Here is a 15612-nt window from a genome sequence, read left to right as displayed (position 1 = left end):
CCCTCAAACGAGCCGAACACCGCAACCTGCCGCCACCAGCCACGGCAGTCCTCACGATCTCCAGACCACACACCACCTAAGTCACCGGCATTGGGCCTAGGCTCCCAACACCCTGCGCAGGTAGGCGTTCTGGAAGCGGCGGTCCGGGTCGAGCCGGTCCCGCAGCGCGGTGAACTCGCCGAAGCGCGGGTAGACGCCGGCGAGGTACTCCGCGTCGCGCGTGTGCAGCTTGCCCCAGTGCGGCCGGCCCTCGTGCGCGGTGAAGATCCGCTCGGCCGCGGTGAAGTACGCCTGATAGGGCGTGCCGCGGAACATGTGTACGGCGACGTAGGCGCTGTCCCGGCCGGACGCGGTCGACAGCGTGATGTCGTCGGCCGGGGCCGTGCGCACCTCGACCGGGAAGCTGATCCTGAGACCGGAGCGGTCGACCATCGTCCTCAGTTCCCGCAGCACCTCGGTCACGGCCTCGCGCGGGACGGCGTACTCCATCTCCACGAACCGCACCCGGCGCGGCGATGTGTAGACCTTGTACGGGATGTCGGTGTACGTGCGCGCCGACAGCGCCCGGCTGGAGATCCGGGCGATCGCCGGGACGGTCGCCGGCGCCGCGCGGCCGACCCACTGGGCCACCTGGAAGACGCCGTTGGACAGGAACTCGTCCTCCAGCCAGCCGGCGAACCGGCCCACCGGCCGCTCCGGGCCCGCGCTGCGGTTGTTGCGCTTGGTGTTGGTGTTGCCGGTGTGCGGGAACCAGTAGAACTCGAAGTGCTCGTTCTCCGCCCAGTGCTGGTCGAACTCGGCGAGGACCCGGTCGAGGGGCATCGGCTCCTCGCGCGCGGTGAGCAGGAAGACCGGCTCCACGGCGAAGGTGATCGCGGTGACGATGCCGAGGGCGCCCAGGCCGATGCGGGCGGCCGCGAAGACGTCCGGGTTCTCCTTCTCGGAGCAGGTGAGCACCGACCCGTCGGCCGTGACCAGTTCGAGTCCCTTGATCTGGGCGGCGATCGAGGCGGACTCGCGGCCGGTGCCGTGGGTGCCGGTGCTGGTGGCCCCGGAGACGGTCTGCTCCATGATGTCGCCCATGTTGGTGAGCGACAGGCCCTCGCGGGCGAGAGCCATGTTGAGTCTCTTGAGCGGGGTGCCGGCCTCGACCGTGACCGTCATGGCGTCCCGGTCGATCTTGCGGATACCGGTCAACAGTTGAGGGCGGATCAACACGCCGTCGGTGGCGGCGATGGAGGTGAAGGAGTGCCCGGTGCCGACCGCCTTCACCGTCAGGCCGTCCTCGGCCGCCTCCCGCACGGCGGCGGCCAGCTCCTCGACGGAAGCCGGGGTGACCTCCCGCGCGGGACGCGCGGCGACGTTGCCGCCCCAGTTACGCCACGTGCCGTTCCTGCCGCTCGCTGTGCTGCTCAACGGTGCCTCCCCGACGCGGAGCCGGCCTGCTGAGCCGGCGGTACCCCAGGAAACCGACCGTGACCGCGACGGCCCCGGACACCGCCGGAACCCCGTACCCGGCCCGCGCCCCGGCCGCGTCGATGACCCAGCCGGCCACCGAGGAGCCGAGCGCGACGCCGACCGCGAGCCCGGTGCTCACCCAGGTCATGCCCTCGGTCGATTGTGCGCGTGGTACGTGCTCTTCGACCAGGGACATCGTCGTGATCATCGTGGGAGCGATGGACAGACCCGAGACGAAGAGCGCCACGGCCAGAAACGGCAAGTTCCCGACCAGTAGGAGGGGGATCATACTCACGGCCGTCGCACACACGCCCAGCAGCCAGCGCCGAGCGGCGGCTCCCTTGAAGCGGAGCAGCCCGAACACGATCCCCGCGACGCAGGAACCGGCCGCGTACAGCGCCAGCACGACGCTCGCGGCGCCCTTGTGGCCCCGCTCGTCGGCGAAGGCCACGGTGACCACGTCGACCGCGCCGAAGATCGCCCCGGTCGCCACGAAGGTGGCCACCAGCACCTGAAGGGCGGGGGAGCGCAGGGCGGTGCCGCCGCCGTGCTGCTCACGCGGGTGCGGCGCGGGCTCGGTGGCCCGTTGCGCGGTCAGCCAGAAGACGCCGACCGCCAGGAAACAGGCGGCGAGCAGCGGACCGGCCTCGGGGAACCAGGCCGTGGACAGGCCGATGGAGATGACCGGCCCGATGATGAAGCACAGCTCGTCCACCACCGACTCGAACGAGTAGGCGGTGTGCAGTTGCGGGGTGCCCCGGTACAGGGCCGCCCAGCGGGCGCGGACCATCGCGCCGAGGCTCGGCACCGAGCCGATGCCGGCGGCGCACACGAACAGCACCCAGTCGGGCCAGCCGAAGTACGCGGCAAGCAGCAGCCCGGCCGCCGCCGTCAGCGCCACCAGCGTCGCCGGGCGCAGCACCCTGCGCTGGCCGTGCAGGTCCACCAGCCGGGAGATCTGCGGCCCGATCGCCGCCGCGGCCAGCGCGATGGTGGCCGACAGGGCGCCGGCCAGCCCGTAGCGCCCGGTGATCTGGGAGATCATCGTGACGACGCCGATGCCCATCATCGACAGCGGCATCCGTCCGACGAGACCCGCGGCGGAGAAACCCAGGGAGCCGGGGGCGGCGAACAGGGCGCGGTAAGGGCTGGGCACGGGAACTCCGGTGGGTCCGGCCACCCGCGGCGAAGGCGCGGCGTGGACGAGGGTGGCTCAGTAAGGTGCGACTACAGTCGATACAGCTTACGAGTCATGGCGTCCTGACGCACCGGCCCCCCACCGTTTCCCGGGGTCGGTGCCGGGTGGCGGCATTGTCGGTGCCGGGTGGCAGGATCGACTCATGCCAGACGCGCTCGATGTCACCCCCTACGACGCCCTGCTCCTGCTCTCCTTCGGCGGCCCGGAAGGGCCGGACGACGTGGTCCCGTTCCTGGAGAACGTGACGCGCGGACGGGGCATCCCCAAGGAACGCCTCAAGGAAGTCGGGCAGCACTACTTCCAGTTCGGCGGGGTCAGCCCCATCAACGCCCAGAACCGCGCCCTGCTGGCCGCCCTCCGTGAGGACTTCGCCGGGCACGGCCTGGACCTGCCGGTCTACTGGGGCAACCGCAACTGGGCGCCGTACCTGACGGACACCCTGCGCGAGATGGCCGCCGACGGCCGCCGCCGCGTCCTGGTCCTGGCCACCAGCGCCTACGCCTCCTACTCGGGCTGCCGCCAGTACCGGGAGAACCTCGCGGACGCGCTGGCCGCCCTGGAGGCCGAGGGTCTCGATCTGCCGCGGATCGACAAGCTGCGGCACTACTTCAACCACCCCGGCTTCGTCGAGCCCATGATCGACGGCGTCCTGCGCTCCCTCGCCGACCTCCCCGAGGACGTCCGGGACGGCGCGCACATCGCCTTCACCACCCACTCCATCCCCACCGCCTCGGCCGACACCTCCGGCCCCGTCGAGGGGCACGGCGACGGCGGCGCGTACGTCAGGCAGCACCTGGACGTGGCACGGCTGATCGCCGACGCGGTCCGCGAGCGCACCGGCGTCGACCACCCCTGGCAGCTGGTCTACCAGTCCCGTTCCGGCGCCCCGCACATCCCGTGGCTGGAGCCCGACATCTGCGACCACCTCGAGGAACGGCACGCGGCCGGCGTCCCCGCCGTCGTCATGGCTCCCATCGGCTTCGTCTCCGACCACATGGAGGTCCTCTACGACCTCGACACCGAAGCCACGGCCAAGGCCCGCGAGCTGGGCCTGCCGGTACGCCGCTCGGCCACGGTGGGGGCCGACCCGCGCTTCGCCGCCGCGATCCGCGACCTGATCCTGGAGCGCGCGTCCGCCGAACGCGGCGAGCGGGTCACCCCCTGCGCCCTGGGCGGGCTCGGCGCGAGCCACGACGTCTGCCCGGTGGGCTGCTGCCCCGGCCGGGCACCCCGCCCGGCCGCCGCGGGCGCCGACAGCCCCTACGCGTGAGGAACCCCGTGACCGACCCCCTGCACGAAGAACTCCTGCGGTGCGCCCAGGACGCCGCCCGCCGCGCCGGTGAGCTGCTGCGGGACGGCCGCCCGGCCGACCTCGCGGTCGCCGCCACCAAGTCCAGCCCGATCGACGTCGTCACCGAGATGGACATCGCGGCCGAGAAGCTGATCACCGACCTGATCTCCGCACAGCGCCCGGACGACGGCTTCCTCGGCGAGGAGGGCGCCTCCACCGACGGCACCAGCGGCGTCCGCTGGGTGATCGACCCGCTCGACGGCACCGTCAACTACCTCTACGGACTGCCCACCTGGTCCGTCTCCATCGCCGCCGAGCAGGACGGCGAGACCGTCGTCGGCGTCGTCGCCGTCCCGATGCGCGGCGAGACGTTCCACGCGGTGCGCGGCGGCGGAGCCTGGGCCACGGGCGCCTGGGAGGGCGAGCGCCGCCTGTCCTGCCGCCCGGCGCCGCCCCTGGACCAGGCCCTGGTGTCCACCGGCTTCAACTACGTCACCGAGGTCCGCACGCACCAGGCCGAGGTGGCGCACCGGCTGATCCCGCTGCTGCGTGACATCCGGCGCGGCGGATCGGCCGCGGTCGACCTGTGCGACCTGGCGGCCGGCCGCCTCGACGGCTACTACGAACGCGGCCTCAACGCGTGGGACATCGCGGCGGGCGACCTCATCGCCCGGGAAGCGGGCGCCCTGACCGGTGGACGCCCCGGAGAGCCCCCCGCGCGCGACCTGGCGGTAGCGGCCACCCCGGGCGTCTTCGAGCCCCTCCAGCAGCTCCTGGAGGACTTCGGCGCCTGGCACGACTGAACCGGGCCGGCGGACCCCCGCCGTCGGCCGGGGGACCGACTGCGAGCCGCACTCACGGGGTACCCGCACACGAACGAGCCCCCGGCGCTGGATTCGCCGGGGGCTCGTTCGTGCTTCTTGCCTGTGCTCACGAAGCGGCTTCTTGTCATGCTCACGAAGCGAGTCATGTTCACGAAGTGAGTCGTGCTCACGAAGCGATCAGACGCTAGGCGCCGACCTCCACACCGTGCTCGGCGGCGAGGCGGCGCAGGTCGTCGAGTTCGCCCTGCTCAACCTCGACGAGGAAGTCGTCGCCCTCGTTGCGAGCCCGCGTGAGGTCGGACTCGGTCGCCTTTATGCGCTGCAGAAGTCCTGCGGTGAATGCGTCCATGCTGCGCCCCCTCGTCCTGGGTCGTGGGTCGGTGGCACGGGGGTGTGCCGTTCGGAAGGGACGATCACGTCTGCGGTGGATGCCCAGCGCTGCCCCAGCTGGGCGGCTACGGTGCCGGACACCCACGCCCGCTCTGCGGAAAGCGGATTGACGCCGTGCCGCATGGTGTTGCGGCACTAGCAGAGCGTGATCGCGGGGTATGAACCGTCCTCCCCGCCGTTTCTCCCGCGGAAACCTCAACCCGACGAGAAAATCTCGCATTCCCGGGTCGATCACTCGCCCTTCGTTTCCGTGCCACCCGCCTTACAGCCGACTTATGGCCGAAAAGGGCAGGATGGAGGCACACACCCATGAAGACCCCGGCCCGCGCGCGCCCGCCAGGCGCTACGCGGGTGGACACAGGAAGGACAGCGACGTGCGCGTACTCGTCGTCGAGGACGAGCAGCTGCTCGCCGATGCGGTGGCCACCGGACTGCGCCGGGAGGCCATGGCCGTCGACGTCGTGTACGACGGTGCGGCCGCCCTGGAGCGCATCGGCGTCAACGACTACGACGTGGTCGTTCTCGACCGCGACCTCCCCCTGGTCCACGGAGACGACGTCTGCCGGAAGATCGTCGAGCTGGGCATGCCCACGCGCGTGCTGATGCTCACCGCGTCCGGCGACGTCAGCGACCGGGTCGAGGGACTGGAGATCGGCGCCGACGACTACCTGCCGAAGCCGTTCGCCTTCAGCGAGCTCATCGCGCGCGTGCGGGCCCTCGGCCGGCGCACCAGCGTGCCCCTGCCGCCGGTCCTGGAGCGCGCCGGGATCAAGCTCGACCCCAACCGCCGTGAGGTCTTCCGCGACGGCAGGGAGGTCCAGCTCGCCCCCAAGGAGTTCGCCGTCCTGGAGGTGCTGATGCGCAGCGAGGGCGCGGTCGTCTCCGCGGAGCAGCTCCTGGAGAAGGCCTGGGACGAGAACACCGACCCGTTCACCAACGTGGTGCGGGTGACCGTCATGACCCTGCGCCGCAAGCTGGGCGAGCCGCCCGTCATCGTCACCGTGCCCGGCTCCGGATACCGGATCTGATCCGCGATGGCCACGACACCCGCGCCGCCCCAGGCGCCACCGAAGCCCACCTGGGACCCGAGAACACCGCAGCTCCCCTTCCCGTGGCTGCGCCCGACCATCCGCATACGGCTCACGCTGCTGTACGGCGGCATGTTCCTGATCGCGGGCATCATGCTGCTGTCGATCATCTACTTGCTGGCCGCACACGCGTTGAAAGTGGGCAGCGAGCTGCCCTTCAAGATCCTCTTCGGGTCGGTGGGCAGCAGCACCTGCAACTTCCCGGCTCAGCCGTCGGCGGCCGAGCTCAACACCGCGATGAACCAGTGCGTCAACCAGCAGCGCCAGCACGCCCTCGACGACCTGCTCAGCCGGTCCCTGCTGGCTCTGCTGGGCCTGGCGGTGATCGCCTTCGCCTTCGGCTACGCCATGGCCGGCCGTGTCCTGTCGCCGCTCGGCCGGATCACCCGGACCGCGCGCGCGGTGGCCGGCTCGGACCTGTCCCGCCGTATCGAGCTGGACGGCCCGGACGACGAGCTGAAGGAGCTGGCCGACACCTTCGACGACATGCTGGAGCGCCTGCAGCGGGCCTTCACGGCGCAGCAGCGTTTCGTCGGCAACGCCTCGCACGAGCTGAGAACCCCGCTCGCGATCAACCGCACCCTCCTCGAGGTGCACCTGTCCGACCCGAACGCGCCGGTGGAGCTGCAGCAGCTCGGCAAGACGCTGCTGGCGACCAACGAGCGCAGCGAACAGCTCGTCGAGGGGCTGCTGCTGCTCGCCCGCAGCGACAACCAGATCGTCGAGCGCAAACCGGTCGACCTCGCCGAGGTCGCCGGGCAGGCCATCGACCAGGTGCACGCCGAGGCGGAGGCCAAGGGCGTGGTGATCCGCGGCGAGCAGAAGCCGGCGGTCGTCCAGGGCAACGGCGTACTGCTGGAGCGCATCGCGCTGAACCTGGTGCAGAACGCCGTGCGGTACAACGTGCCGGAGGGCGGCTGGGTCGACGTGACGACCGATGTGCAGCACGGCCAGGCGGTCCTCGTGGTGGCGAACACCGGCCCGGTGGTGCCCGCGTACGAGATCGACAACCTCTTCGAGCCCTTCAGACGGCTGCGGACGGACCGCACCGGCAGCGACAAGGGCGTCGGCCTGGGCCTGTCCATCGCCCGCTCCGTGGCCCGGGCGCACGGCGGGCACATCTCGGCGCAGCCGCGCGAGGGCGGTGGTCTCGTGATGCGCGTCACCCTGCCGGTCTGAGATCATGCCGCCGGCACGCCGCCACGACCCGGGGATGTTCGCTTTGCGCGGAATTTCCCGGGCGTTCACCCGGCGGTACCGTGTGTGATCGATCACAAGGGCGAATTTCCGGCCATCTACTCTCAGTGATCTCATCGGGTGCCGGAAAGCCTGGAAAATCCGGGTTTTCGGGGGTCGTGATCACGGGAAGTACAGGGTGAGACGCCTTTGAAGAGCGGCACAGGGACCGTGTACGGTCCGGTTCGCCATCCAAGCCGATCACTCTTGAGGAGTCCGGTTGGGTGTCGATTGAGTAACAGACCTTGATGTGAGGCAAAATCTCCGCCTCAGGTCGGGCACAAGTCCGGCCTCTCACGCGTTACGTGCGCTGGAGACACCACAGACACCCAGAGGGGGAGAGCGACATGGCAACGGATTACGACACCCCACGCAAGACCGACGACGACGTCGACTCGGACAGCCTTGAAGAACTCAAGGCCCGGCGGAACGACAAGTCGACCTCCTCGGTGGACGTCGACGAGTTCGAGGCCGCGGAAGGCCTGGAGCTGCCCGGCGCGGACCTCTCGAACGAGGAACTGGCCGTCCGGGTGCTGCCCAAGCAGCAGGACGAGTTCACCTGCATGAGCTGCTTCCTGGTGCACCACCGCAGCCAGCTGGCCCGGGAGAAGAACGGTCAGCCGATCTGCCGCGACTGCGACTGAGGACGGGTCGGCCGTGACCGGCTCGACCCCTCCTCGGAAGCGCCGCTCCCCCCTGCCGGGAGCGGACCACGGACCGTCCGACGGTCCACACGGCGCGCGTGACCACGAGCGAGGCCCGTCCGGTTCCCCAGGGACCGCGGGGGCCTCGCTCGAACCGGCCGACCACGCCGTATCCCCGGCGTCGCCGACCGGCCCCCCGCCCGTCGCACGGCGGCGGGCCGCGGCGATACGGGACACGGCCCGGGAAGGCGTCCGCAAGGGCGGCAGCCGCGCCAGGGCGGCCCTCGCGTACCTCACCGACCGGGTCGTCGAGAACGCCCCGCGGATCCCCGTACGGGACCTCGCGACCCTCCGCAAGCAGTTCCCCGACCTGGGGCCCGAACAACTCGCCGACAAGCTCGTCGCGGGCGCGGTGCTGGGCACGTCCACGGTCGGAGCGGGCGTCGGAGCCGCGGCGATGCTGCCCGTCCCGCCCGCGATGCCGACCGAGCTGGCCGCGGAGATCACCGGCGTCGCGGCCATCGAACTGAAGCTGATCGCCGAGCTGCACGAGGTGTACGGCGTGCGGCCGCCGGGGAACCTGACCCAGCGCACCGCCGCCTACCTCGACTCCTGGTCGGGAGAGCGCGGGATCGACGTGACCAGGCCGTCGACCTACGGCAGCGCGGTCAACAGCAGCCTGAAGCAGCGGCTGCGGCAGCAGATCATGCGGCGCCTGGTGCGCGACCTGCCGAACCTGATGCCCTTCATGGTGGGAGCCGCCGTCGGGGCCCTGATGAACCGCCGGGACACCAGAAAGCTCGCGGCCCGCATCCGCGCCGACCTCAGACGCCTCCAGGTGCCCTGGGACGCGCTGCCCGAACTGCCGCCCCTGGAGCAGCCGGCGGACCCGCTGACGCCGGAGGAGCTCGGGAAGGGACTCGGGCGCTGAGCGCGTAGGCCCTGTCGTTTGGATCATCCCGGCGTCGCGGGGTCTGGCACGCGCATCTGCCGCGTTGTCGTCGGTCGCCGACTCCCTCACGCTCGGCTGCGCTCGCGCGGGGGCACCCCCGTCGCGTCGACTCCCTCCTCCGCCTTGCAGCTGCACGCACCGGACTCCGCTCGGGTCGGCTACAAGGCGCCGTACCTCACACCCGACCTGATCCAGACGACAGGGCCTACCGCGCGGCCTCCTGGGCCGCCTTCAGGGCCCGCGCCAGCCGCTCCGGCTCCCGCGTCGACAGGTACAGGTAGGGCGTCGGGTCCTCGGGGTCGGTGACCTCCACGCGCAGCGCCGTGGGGATGTAGGCGCGCAGCAGCATGAAGGCGCGGGTGTCCGCCTTGTGGGTACGCCAGGCCCGGGCCTGCTCCGCGTCCAGGACCTCCGCCTCGCCCAGCGCCGTCACCGGGATCTTCGCCTCGCCCGCGATCAGCGAACCGCCCACCACGCGGACGCGGACCGAACCGTAGGAGCTCGCCACGACCGCCGCCGCGGCGGTGCCGCCCACCAGGCCGCCCAGCATCGGCAGCGTGCCGAACGGCAGCAGGATCAGGGCCAGGGAGCACCCGGCCAGGACCGAGACCAGCCACCAGGCGCGGGGGGCGGTGAGGCGTTCTTCGTAAGGGGCGGCGGAGAGCTGCATGGAGCCAAGCTTGGCACGGTGTCCGGAACCAGCCGACGCGCGGGTAAGGTCTGCGGCTGTGAGTGGTACTTCCGCAGCTCTGAAGCCTCCCGCCGACGCGGTGACACCCGTGCGCCATCCCGACGCCCCCGCGCCCGGTGAGCTTCTCGGCGCCCATTACGGACAGTGTTTCGGCTGTGGCGGCGACCAGCCCCACGGGCTGCACCTGGCGGCCCGGGCCGGCGAGGGCGTCCGCATCACCGCCGAGTTCACCGTGCAGCCGGCCCACCAGGGCGCGCCCGGCCTCGCGCACGGCGGGGTGCTGGCCACCGCGCTCGACGAGACCCTCGGCTCGCTGAACTGGCTGCTGCGGACGATCGCGGTGACCGGGCGGCTGGAGACCGACTTCGTGCGCCCCGTCCCGGTGGGCACGGTGCTGTACCTGGAGGCCGAGGTCACGGCGGTGGCGGGCCGCAAGATCTACTCGACCGCCACCGGGCGGATCGGCGGCCCCGACGGACCCGTCGCCGTCCGCGCCGACGCCCTCTTCATCGAGGTGAAGGTGGACCACTTCGTCGACCACGGCCGCAAGGAGGAGATCCAGGCGGCCATGGACGACCCGGACCAGCTCCGGCGGGCCCGCGCCTTCGAGGTGAACCCGTGAGCGGTGAACCCCGGAGCGGTGACTCCGTGCGCCGTGACCCGGTGAACGTACTGATCCGGCGCGTCGAACCGGACGTACCGCTTCCGGCGTACGAGCACCCCGGTGACGCGGGAGCCGATCTGCGCACCACCGTCGCCCGGGAACTGCGGCCGGGAGAGCGGGCCGTGCTGCCCACGGGTGTGTCCATCGCCCTCCCGGATGGGTACGCGGCCTTCGTGCACCCGCGATCCGGTCTCGCCGCCCGCTGCGGTGTCGCCCTCGTGAATGCCCCGGGGACGGTTGATGCCGGGTACCGTGGGGAGATCAAGGTGATCGTGGTGAATCTCGACCCGCACGAGCCCGTGCGGTTCGAGCGCTTCGACCGGATCGCCCAACTGGTGGTCCAGCAGGTCGAGAGGGTCCGCTTCCAAGAGGTGGCGGAGCTTCCCGGCTCGGCGCGGGCCGAAGGGGGCTTCGGGTCCACGGGCGGTCACGCCGCGGTGGGCGGGAAGAGCGGCACAAGCGGTCAGGCCGCCGTGGGCGGCCAGGCGGGTGGGAATCGATACGCTTCGGTCGTATCCGACCGGGAAGGACAGTGACGTGTTCGGACGTCGCAAGAAGAGGGATGCCGCCGAGGACGCGGCCGGCGAGGCCGAGCAGGTCGTCGACAGTGCCGACGCTGAGGCGGACGACGAGGTCGAGCGCGAGCGGGTGAGGCTCGCGCCGGGACCGCGGCCCGAAGGGCCCTGGGACAGCTCCGAGGTCAGCCGGCCCGGCGAGGGCCGGGTGGACCTCGGCGGGCTGTTCGTGCCGGGCGTGGACGGCATGGAGCTGCGGGTCGAGGTCGCCGGCGACGCGATCGTCGCGGCGACCGTCGTGCTGCGCGACAGCGCCATCCAGCTCCAGGCCTTCGCCGCGCCGAAGCGCGAGGGCATCTGGGGCGAGGTGCGCGAGGAGATCGCCACCGGCATCACCCAGCAGGGCGGCATCGTCGACGAGACCGAGGGGCCGCTGGGCTGGGAGCTGCGCGCCCAGGTCCCGGTGCAGCTGCCGGACGGCACGGGCGGCTTCCAGGTCGTGCGGTTCGTCGGCGTGGACGGTCCCCGCTGGTTCCTGCGCGGGGTGATCTCGGGCCAGGGCGCGGTGCAGCCGCAGGCGGCCGGCCTGCTCGAGCAGATCTTCCGGGACACGGTCGTGGTCCGCGGCGACGGCCCGATGGCGCCCCGCGACCCGATCGTCCTGAAGCTGCCGAACGACGCCCAGATGGTGCCCGAGGGCGTCCAGCAGGAAGAGGGCTCCCGCTTCGCCGGCGGCATGGGGCAGCTCCAGCGCGGACCGGAGATCACCGAGGTCCGGTAGCCGTAAGCCTTCGAGGGCCGCACCCGTGGCCGGGTGCGGCCTTTCTGCGTCTCTTCGTGCGCGCGGCCGTTGAACGGGCGGGTGCCGGGCGGCGATACTGGCGCCCGGCCGACGGGGGAGGCGACATGAGCAGCCGGGTGCTCACCGGGACCATGGTGCGCGTCGAGGACGTCCACAAGTCCTACGGCCACGGAGCCGCCGCCGTGCACGCCCTGCGCGGGGTCTCCTTCGAGGTGGCGCGCGGCGAGCTCGTCGCCCTCAAGGGCCGGTCCGGATCCGGGAAGACGACGCTGCTGAACATCGTCGGCGGACTCGACGCGCCGGACGCCGGACGCGTCGAGGTCGACGGGCTGGACCTGGCCGGGCTGGACGAGGACGGGCTGCTCGCCCTGCGCCGCGACCGCGTCGGCTTCGTCTTCCAGTCCTTCGGGCTCATCCCGATCCTCACCGCCGCCGAGAACGTCGGCGTCCCCATGCGGCTGCGCCGGACCGACCCGCGCGAACGCGAGGAGCGCGTGGAACTGCTGCTGTCCCTGGTCGGTCTCGCCGACCACGCGGCACAGCGCCCCGGCGAGCTGTCCGGCGGCCAGCAGCAGCGCGTCGCCATCGCCCGCGCGCTCGCCAACGGCCCCGCCCTGATCGTCGCCGACGAGCCCACCGGCCAGCTGGACGCCGAGACCGGTCACCACGTCATGGAACTGCTGCGGGCCGTCGTCCACAGCGAACGGTCCGCCGCACTCGGCTTCGGCCGGGCGGAGGGACCGCCCTGCGTGCTCGTCGCCACCCACGACGCCAACCTGCTCGACCTGGCCGACCGGGTGCTGGAACTGAGCGACGGCGAGATCGTCGAACGCTGACGGGCCGCCCAGCGGATGTGCGTGACGCGGCCGGCCCGTAGGCTGGAGTCTGATTCGTTACGTTCCCGGCATTTCCCTACAGAGCAGGGCAGGGCTACCGGTTCGGGAAGCGGCAGCCTACGGCCCGTGAGGCCCGTCAGGCCCGTACGCGCCGGTTCGGGGCGGCGCACGGCGGGTACGTAACCGTCAGTGCACCCCGGTAGGCTTCAGACATGAGTGCTGTTCCTCGTTCCGAAAAGCCGGTGGGCCGGTTCCGGCGCATGCTCGACCGGCTCTCCTCGTCCCAGGAGGACCTGGAGTCGGAGGAGCTGCGGGAGGACGCCGAGACGGCGGGTTGCATCCGGATCGGTGACTGCGGCGACCGACAGGTCGTCACGGTTACTGGTACCTTGCGCACGGTCACGCTGCGCCCGCGGGCCGGAGTGCCGGCCCTGGAGGCCGAGCTGTTCGACGGCACCGGCTCGCTGGACGTGGTGTGGCTCGGCAGGCGTTCCATAGTGGGGATAGAGCCGGGGCGCAGGCTGATCGCATCGGGCCGGATCTCGATGAGCCGGGGCCGCCGGGTGCTGTTCAACCCCAAATACGAACTGAGACCCCTCGGACGGGAGTAGCCGGTGACGTCACTCGACAAGCCGACGACCGAAGACACCACTCAGCAGGACGACGCCCGGGCGGTGACCGAGGCCGCGCTTTTCGAGGCGTTCGGCGGTATCCGGGGCATGGTCGAGACGGTGCTGCCCGGCCTCCTCTTCGTCACCATCTTCACGATCAACAAGGACCTGCACTGGTCGGCCATCGCCGCCCTCGCCGTGTCCCTGCTGCTCGTGGTGGTCCGCCTGGCCATGCGGGACACCGTCAAGCACGCCTTCAGCGGCGTCTTCGGCGTGGTCTTCGGCGTCGTCTTCGCGATGATGACGGGCAACGCGAAGGACTTCTACCTGCCCGGCATGCTGTACACCCTGGGCCTGGCGCTGACGTACATCGTCACGACGCTGGCCGGCGTGCCGCTGATCGGCCTCATGCTCGGCCCGGTCTTCAAGGAGAACCTCTCCTGGCGCACCCGCAACCCGGGCCGCAAGGCCGCCTACGCGAAGGCGAGCTGGGCCTGGGGGCTGATCCTGCTCGCCAAGTGCGCCATCCTCTTCCCGCTGTACTGGTGGGCCGACACCACCCAGCTGGGCTGGGTCCTGGTCGCGCTGAAGATCCCGCCGTTCCTGCTCGCCGTATGGCTGACCTGGGTGTTCCTCGCCAAGGCGCCCGCTCCCATCGACGTCTTCGCCGAGATGGAGGCGGAGGAGAAGGCCGAGCAGGAGCGGAAGGCCGCGCAGGAGGGCGACGCCGGGGCGCCGGAGCGCGGCGAGTCCACGGGTGGACGGCACCGCAGGGAGACGTAGACACCGGTACGTGTACGCGTACGCGCACGACGTGTGTGAGGGGCGCCCGGATCTCCGGGCGCCCCTCACGTACACCTGCCGGCTGCGGCGCTCAGCCCGCGGCGTCCTCCCGCCGCACCGACAGCAGGTCCTCGAGCTGCTCCTCCCGGGCCTGCGCGGCGACGAACAGCAGCTCGTCGCCCGGCTCCAGCGAATCCTCGCGGGACGGGGTCAGCACGCGGGTGCCGCGGATGATGGTCACCAGGGAGGTGTCCTCGGGCCACTCCACGTCGCCGACCTGCGTGCCGGCCAGCGCCGACTCCTCCGGCAGGGTCAGCTCGACCAGGTTGGCGTCGCCGTGGCTGAAACGGAGCAGGCGGACCAGGTCGCCGACGCTCACCGCCTCCTCGACCAGCGCCGACATCAGACGCGGGGTCGACACGGCGACGTCCACGCCCCACGCCTCGTTGAACAGCCACTCGTTCTTCGGATTGTTCACGCGGGCGACCACCCGCGGCACGCCGTACTCCGTCTTCGCCAGCAGCGAGACGACCAGGTTGACCTTGTCGTCTCCGGTCGCGGCGATCACGACGTTGCAGCGCTGGAGGGCCGCCTCGTCCAGGGCCGTGATCTCGCAGGCGTCGGCGAGCAGCCACTCCGCCCGCGGGACGCGCTCGACCGAGATGGCGGTCGGCGCCTTGTCGACGAGCAGGACCTCGTGGCCGTTCTCCAGCAGCTCGCCCGCGATCGAGCGGCCGACCGCGCCGGCACCGGCAATGGCGACCCGCATCAGTGACCGCCCTCCTCTTCGGGACCCTTGGCGAACGCCGCCTCGACCTTGTGGACATCGTCGGTGCGCATCATCACGTGCACCAGGTCGCCGTCCTGCAGCACCGTCTGCGAGGAAGGCAGTATCGCCTCGCCGAGGCGGGTCAGGAACGCCACCCGGACGCCCGTCTCCTCCTGCAGCTTGCTGATCTTGTGACCGACCCAGGCGGCGGAGGTGTGCACCTCGGCGAGCTGGACGCCCCCGGTGGGGTCGCGCCACAGCGGCTCGGCGCCCGAGGGGAGCAGCCGGCGCAGCATCTGGTCGGCCGTCCAGCGGACGGTCGCCACCGTGGGGATGCCCAGGCGCTGGTAGACCTCGGCGCGGCGGGGGTCGTAGATCCGGGCGGCGACGTTCTCCACGCCGAACATCTCGCGGGCCACGCGCGCCGAGATGATGTTGGAGTTGTCGCCGCTGGAGACGGCGGCGAACGCGCCGGCCTCCTCGATGCCTGCCTCGCGCAGGGTGTCCTGGTCGAAGCCGACCCCGGTCACCCGGCGGCCGCCGAAGCCGGGGCCGAGACGACGGAAGGCGGTGGGGTCCTGGTCGATGACGGCGACCGTGTGCCCCTGTTGCTCCAGCGTATGGGCGAGAGCGGACCCCACTCTTCCGCAGCCCATGATGACGATGTGCACGACCGTCCTTCCGGTTTCCAGATACTGCTCGGTCACATCAGGTTCTCAGACCGAGGCCCAAGCTACACACGCGCGGTAGGACGACGGCACCCCCGTGCGCGGTTGCCCCGCGGGCCGGTGAAGATCAGCGGCGGCTGATGCTGCGGACGCTCGCAAGTGTCAGGATTCCGAGGCCGAGGAGGGCCGTCG

At 71.5% G+C, this 15612-nt stretch carries 18 protein-coding genes; 12 read left to right on the top strand and 6 right to left on the bottom strand.

All coding sequences use genetic code 11. From position 1 onward, the window contains the following. Positions 1-96: 96 nt before the first annotated feature. On the bottom strand, positions 97-1416 hold the full coding sequence (locus tag AB0G63_RS31210; protein ID WP_360757071.1) for a D-arabinono-1,4-lactone oxidase: 1320 nt from the start codon (positions 1414-1416) through the stop codon (positions 97-99). Beyond that, positions 1376-2614: an MFS transporter gene (locus tag AB0G63_RS31205; RefSeq protein WP_360757069.1), complete on the bottom strand. Its 1239-nt coding sequence runs from the start codon at positions 2612-2614 to the stop codon at positions 1376-1378. The genes AB0G63_RS31210 and AB0G63_RS31205 overlap by 41 nt, the downstream gene beginning before the upstream one ends. Before the next feature lie 184 nt (positions 2615-2798). On the opposite strand from AB0G63_RS31205, the gene AB0G63_RS31200 reads away from it, so the two are divergent. Together AB0G63_RS31200 and AB0G63_RS31195 are read left to right on the top strand one after the other, a co-directional pair. Further along, entirely contained in the window at positions 2799-3926 is a 1128-nt protein-coding gene (locus AB0G63_RS31200) for a ferrochelatase (RefSeq protein WP_360757067.1), read from the top strand. A gap of 8 nt (positions 3927-3934) precedes the next feature. Further along, on the top strand, positions 3935-4750 hold the full coding sequence (locus tag AB0G63_RS31195; protein ID WP_360757064.1) for an inositol monophosphatase family protein: 816 nt from the start codon (positions 3935-3937) through the stop codon (positions 4748-4750). A 205-nt stretch (positions 4751-4955) separates the two neighbouring features. On the opposite strand, the gene AB0G63_RS31190 is transcribed toward AB0G63_RS31195, so the two are convergent. After that, on the bottom strand, positions 4956-5120 hold the full coding sequence (locus AB0G63_RS31190; protein WP_360757062.1) for a hypothetical protein: 165 nt from the start codon (positions 5118-5120) through the stop codon (positions 4956-4958). Positions 5121-5535: 415 nt separating this feature from the next. On the opposite strand from AB0G63_RS31190, the gene AB0G63_RS31185 reads away from it, so the two are divergent. From AB0G63_RS31185 to AB0G63_RS31170, 4 genes are all read left to right on the top strand, one after another. Beyond that, entirely contained in the window at positions 5536-6189 is a 654-nt protein-coding gene (locus AB0G63_RS31185) for a response regulator transcription factor (protein WP_010353034.1), read from the top strand. A 6-nt stretch (positions 6190-6195) separates the two neighbouring features. Then, on the top strand, positions 6196-7428 hold the full coding sequence (locus AB0G63_RS31180; RefSeq protein WP_360757060.1) for a HAMP domain-containing sensor histidine kinase: 1233 nt from the start codon (positions 6196-6198) through the stop codon (positions 7426-7428). A gap of 404 nt (positions 7429-7832) precedes the next feature. Then, positions 7833-8129, top strand: a complete 297-nt coding sequence (locus tag AB0G63_RS31175) for a DUF4193 domain-containing protein (protein WP_003997302.1) — start codon at positions 7833-7835, stop codon at positions 8127-8129. A gap of 13 nt (positions 8130-8142) precedes the next feature. Continuing rightward, positions 8143-9060: a hypothetical protein gene (locus AB0G63_RS31170; protein ID WP_360757056.1), complete on the top strand. Its 918-nt coding sequence runs from the start codon at positions 8143-8145 to the stop codon at positions 9058-9060. Between the two features lie 226 nt (positions 9061-9286). Here AB0G63_RS31170 and AB0G63_RS31165 read toward each other — a convergent pair whose 3' ends face one another. Beyond that, positions 9287-9751, bottom strand: coding sequence for a DUF3093 domain-containing protein (locus AB0G63_RS31165; protein ID WP_360757054.1), 465 nt, complete (start codon positions 9749-9751; stop codon positions 9287-9289). A 58-nt stretch (positions 9752-9809) separates the two neighbouring features. Here AB0G63_RS31165 and AB0G63_RS31160 point away from each other — a divergent pair, with 58 nt between their 5' ends. The 6 genes from AB0G63_RS31160 to AB0G63_RS31135 all read left to right on the top strand — a co-directional run bounded on the left by AB0G63_RS31160 (position 9810) and on the right by AB0G63_RS31135 (position 13983). After that, positions 9810-10394: a PaaI family thioesterase gene (locus AB0G63_RS31160; protein WP_360757051.1), complete on the top strand. Its 585-nt coding sequence runs from the start codon at positions 9810-9812 to the stop codon at positions 10392-10394. Positions 10395-10420: 26 nt separating this feature from the next. Continuing rightward, positions 10421-10972, top strand: a complete 552-nt coding sequence (gene dut, locus AB0G63_RS31155; RefSeq protein WP_360757077.1) for a dUTP diphosphatase — start codon at positions 10421-10423, stop codon at positions 10970-10972. A 1-nt stretch (position 10973) separates the two neighbouring features. Then, positions 10974-11732 carry a DUF3710 domain-containing protein gene (locus AB0G63_RS31150; RefSeq protein ID WP_360757049.1) on the top strand — a complete coding sequence of 253 codons (759 nt, stop codon included), beginning with the start codon at positions 10974-10976 and terminating at the stop codon, positions 11730-11732. A 125-nt stretch (positions 11733-11857) separates the two neighbouring features. Next, entirely contained in the window at positions 11858-12589 is a 732-nt protein-coding gene (locus AB0G63_RS31145; protein ID WP_360757046.1) for an ABC transporter ATP-binding protein, read from the top strand. A 212-nt stretch (positions 12590-12801) separates the two neighbouring features. Further along, on the top strand, positions 12802-13200 hold the full coding sequence (locus AB0G63_RS31140; RefSeq protein ID WP_360757043.1) for an OB-fold nucleic acid binding domain-containing protein: 399 nt from the start codon (positions 12802-12804) through the stop codon (positions 13198-13200). A gap of 3 nt (positions 13201-13203) precedes the next feature. After that, a complete protein-coding gene (locus AB0G63_RS31135) occupies positions 13204-13983 on the top strand; it encodes a DUF3159 domain-containing protein (protein ID WP_360757041.1) in 780 nt (259 codons plus the stop codon). A 91-nt stretch (positions 13984-14074) separates the two neighbouring features. Here the strand turns inward: AB0G63_RS31135 and AB0G63_RS31130 are convergent, their stop codons facing one another. Further along, on the bottom strand, positions 14075-14752 hold the full coding sequence (locus AB0G63_RS31130) for a TrkA family potassium uptake protein (RefSeq protein ID WP_360757039.1): 678 nt from the start codon (positions 14750-14752) through the stop codon (positions 14075-14077). After that, positions 14752-15423, bottom strand: coding sequence for a TrkA family potassium uptake protein (locus tag AB0G63_RS31125; RefSeq protein ID WP_360757074.1), 672 nt, complete (start codon positions 15421-15423; stop codon positions 14752-14754). The genes AB0G63_RS31130 and AB0G63_RS31125 overlap by 1 nt, the downstream gene beginning before the upstream one ends. Positions 15424-15612 lie beyond the last annotated feature (189 nt).

Origin of the sequence: Streptomyces sp. NPDC020996 (genome assembly GCF_040641355.1) — a bacterium.
GTDB lineage: Bacteria > Actinomycetota > Actinomycetes > Streptomycetales > Streptomycetaceae > Streptomyces.
This window is presented reverse-complemented; position numbering and strand designations above follow the sequence as displayed.

Coding starts and splice junctions, on each gene's coding strand:
- AB0G63_RS31190 (WP_360757062.1), bottom strand. CDS start 5,120: ATGGACGCATTCACCGCAGGACTTCTGCAGCGCATAAAGGCGACCGAG.
- AB0G63_RS31165 (WP_360757054.1), bottom strand. CDS start 9,751: ATGCAGCTCTCCGCCGCCCCTTACGAAGAACGCCTCACCGCCCCCCGC.
- AB0G63_RS31180 (WP_360757060.1), top strand. CDS start 6,196: ATGGCCACGACACCCGCGCCGCCCCAGGCGCCACCGAAGCCCACCTGG.
- AB0G63_RS31200 (WP_360757067.1), top strand. CDS start 2,799: ATGCCAGACGCGCTCGATGTCACCCCCTACGACGCCCTGCTCCTGCTC.
- AB0G63_RS31130 (WP_360757039.1), bottom strand. CDS start 14,752: ATGCGGGTCGCCATTGCCGGTGCCGGCGCGGTCGGCCGCTCGATCGCG.
- AB0G63_RS31145 (WP_360757046.1), top strand. CDS start 11,858: ATGAGCAGCCGGGTGCTCACCGGGACCATGGTGCGCGTCGAGGACGTC.
- AB0G63_RS31140 (WP_360757043.1), top strand. CDS start 12,802: ATGAGTGCTGTTCCTCGTTCCGAAAAGCCGGTGGGCCGGTTCCGGCGC.
- AB0G63_RS31175 (WP_003997302.1), top strand. CDS start 7,833: ATGGCAACGGATTACGACACCCCACGCAAGACCGACGACGACGTCGAC.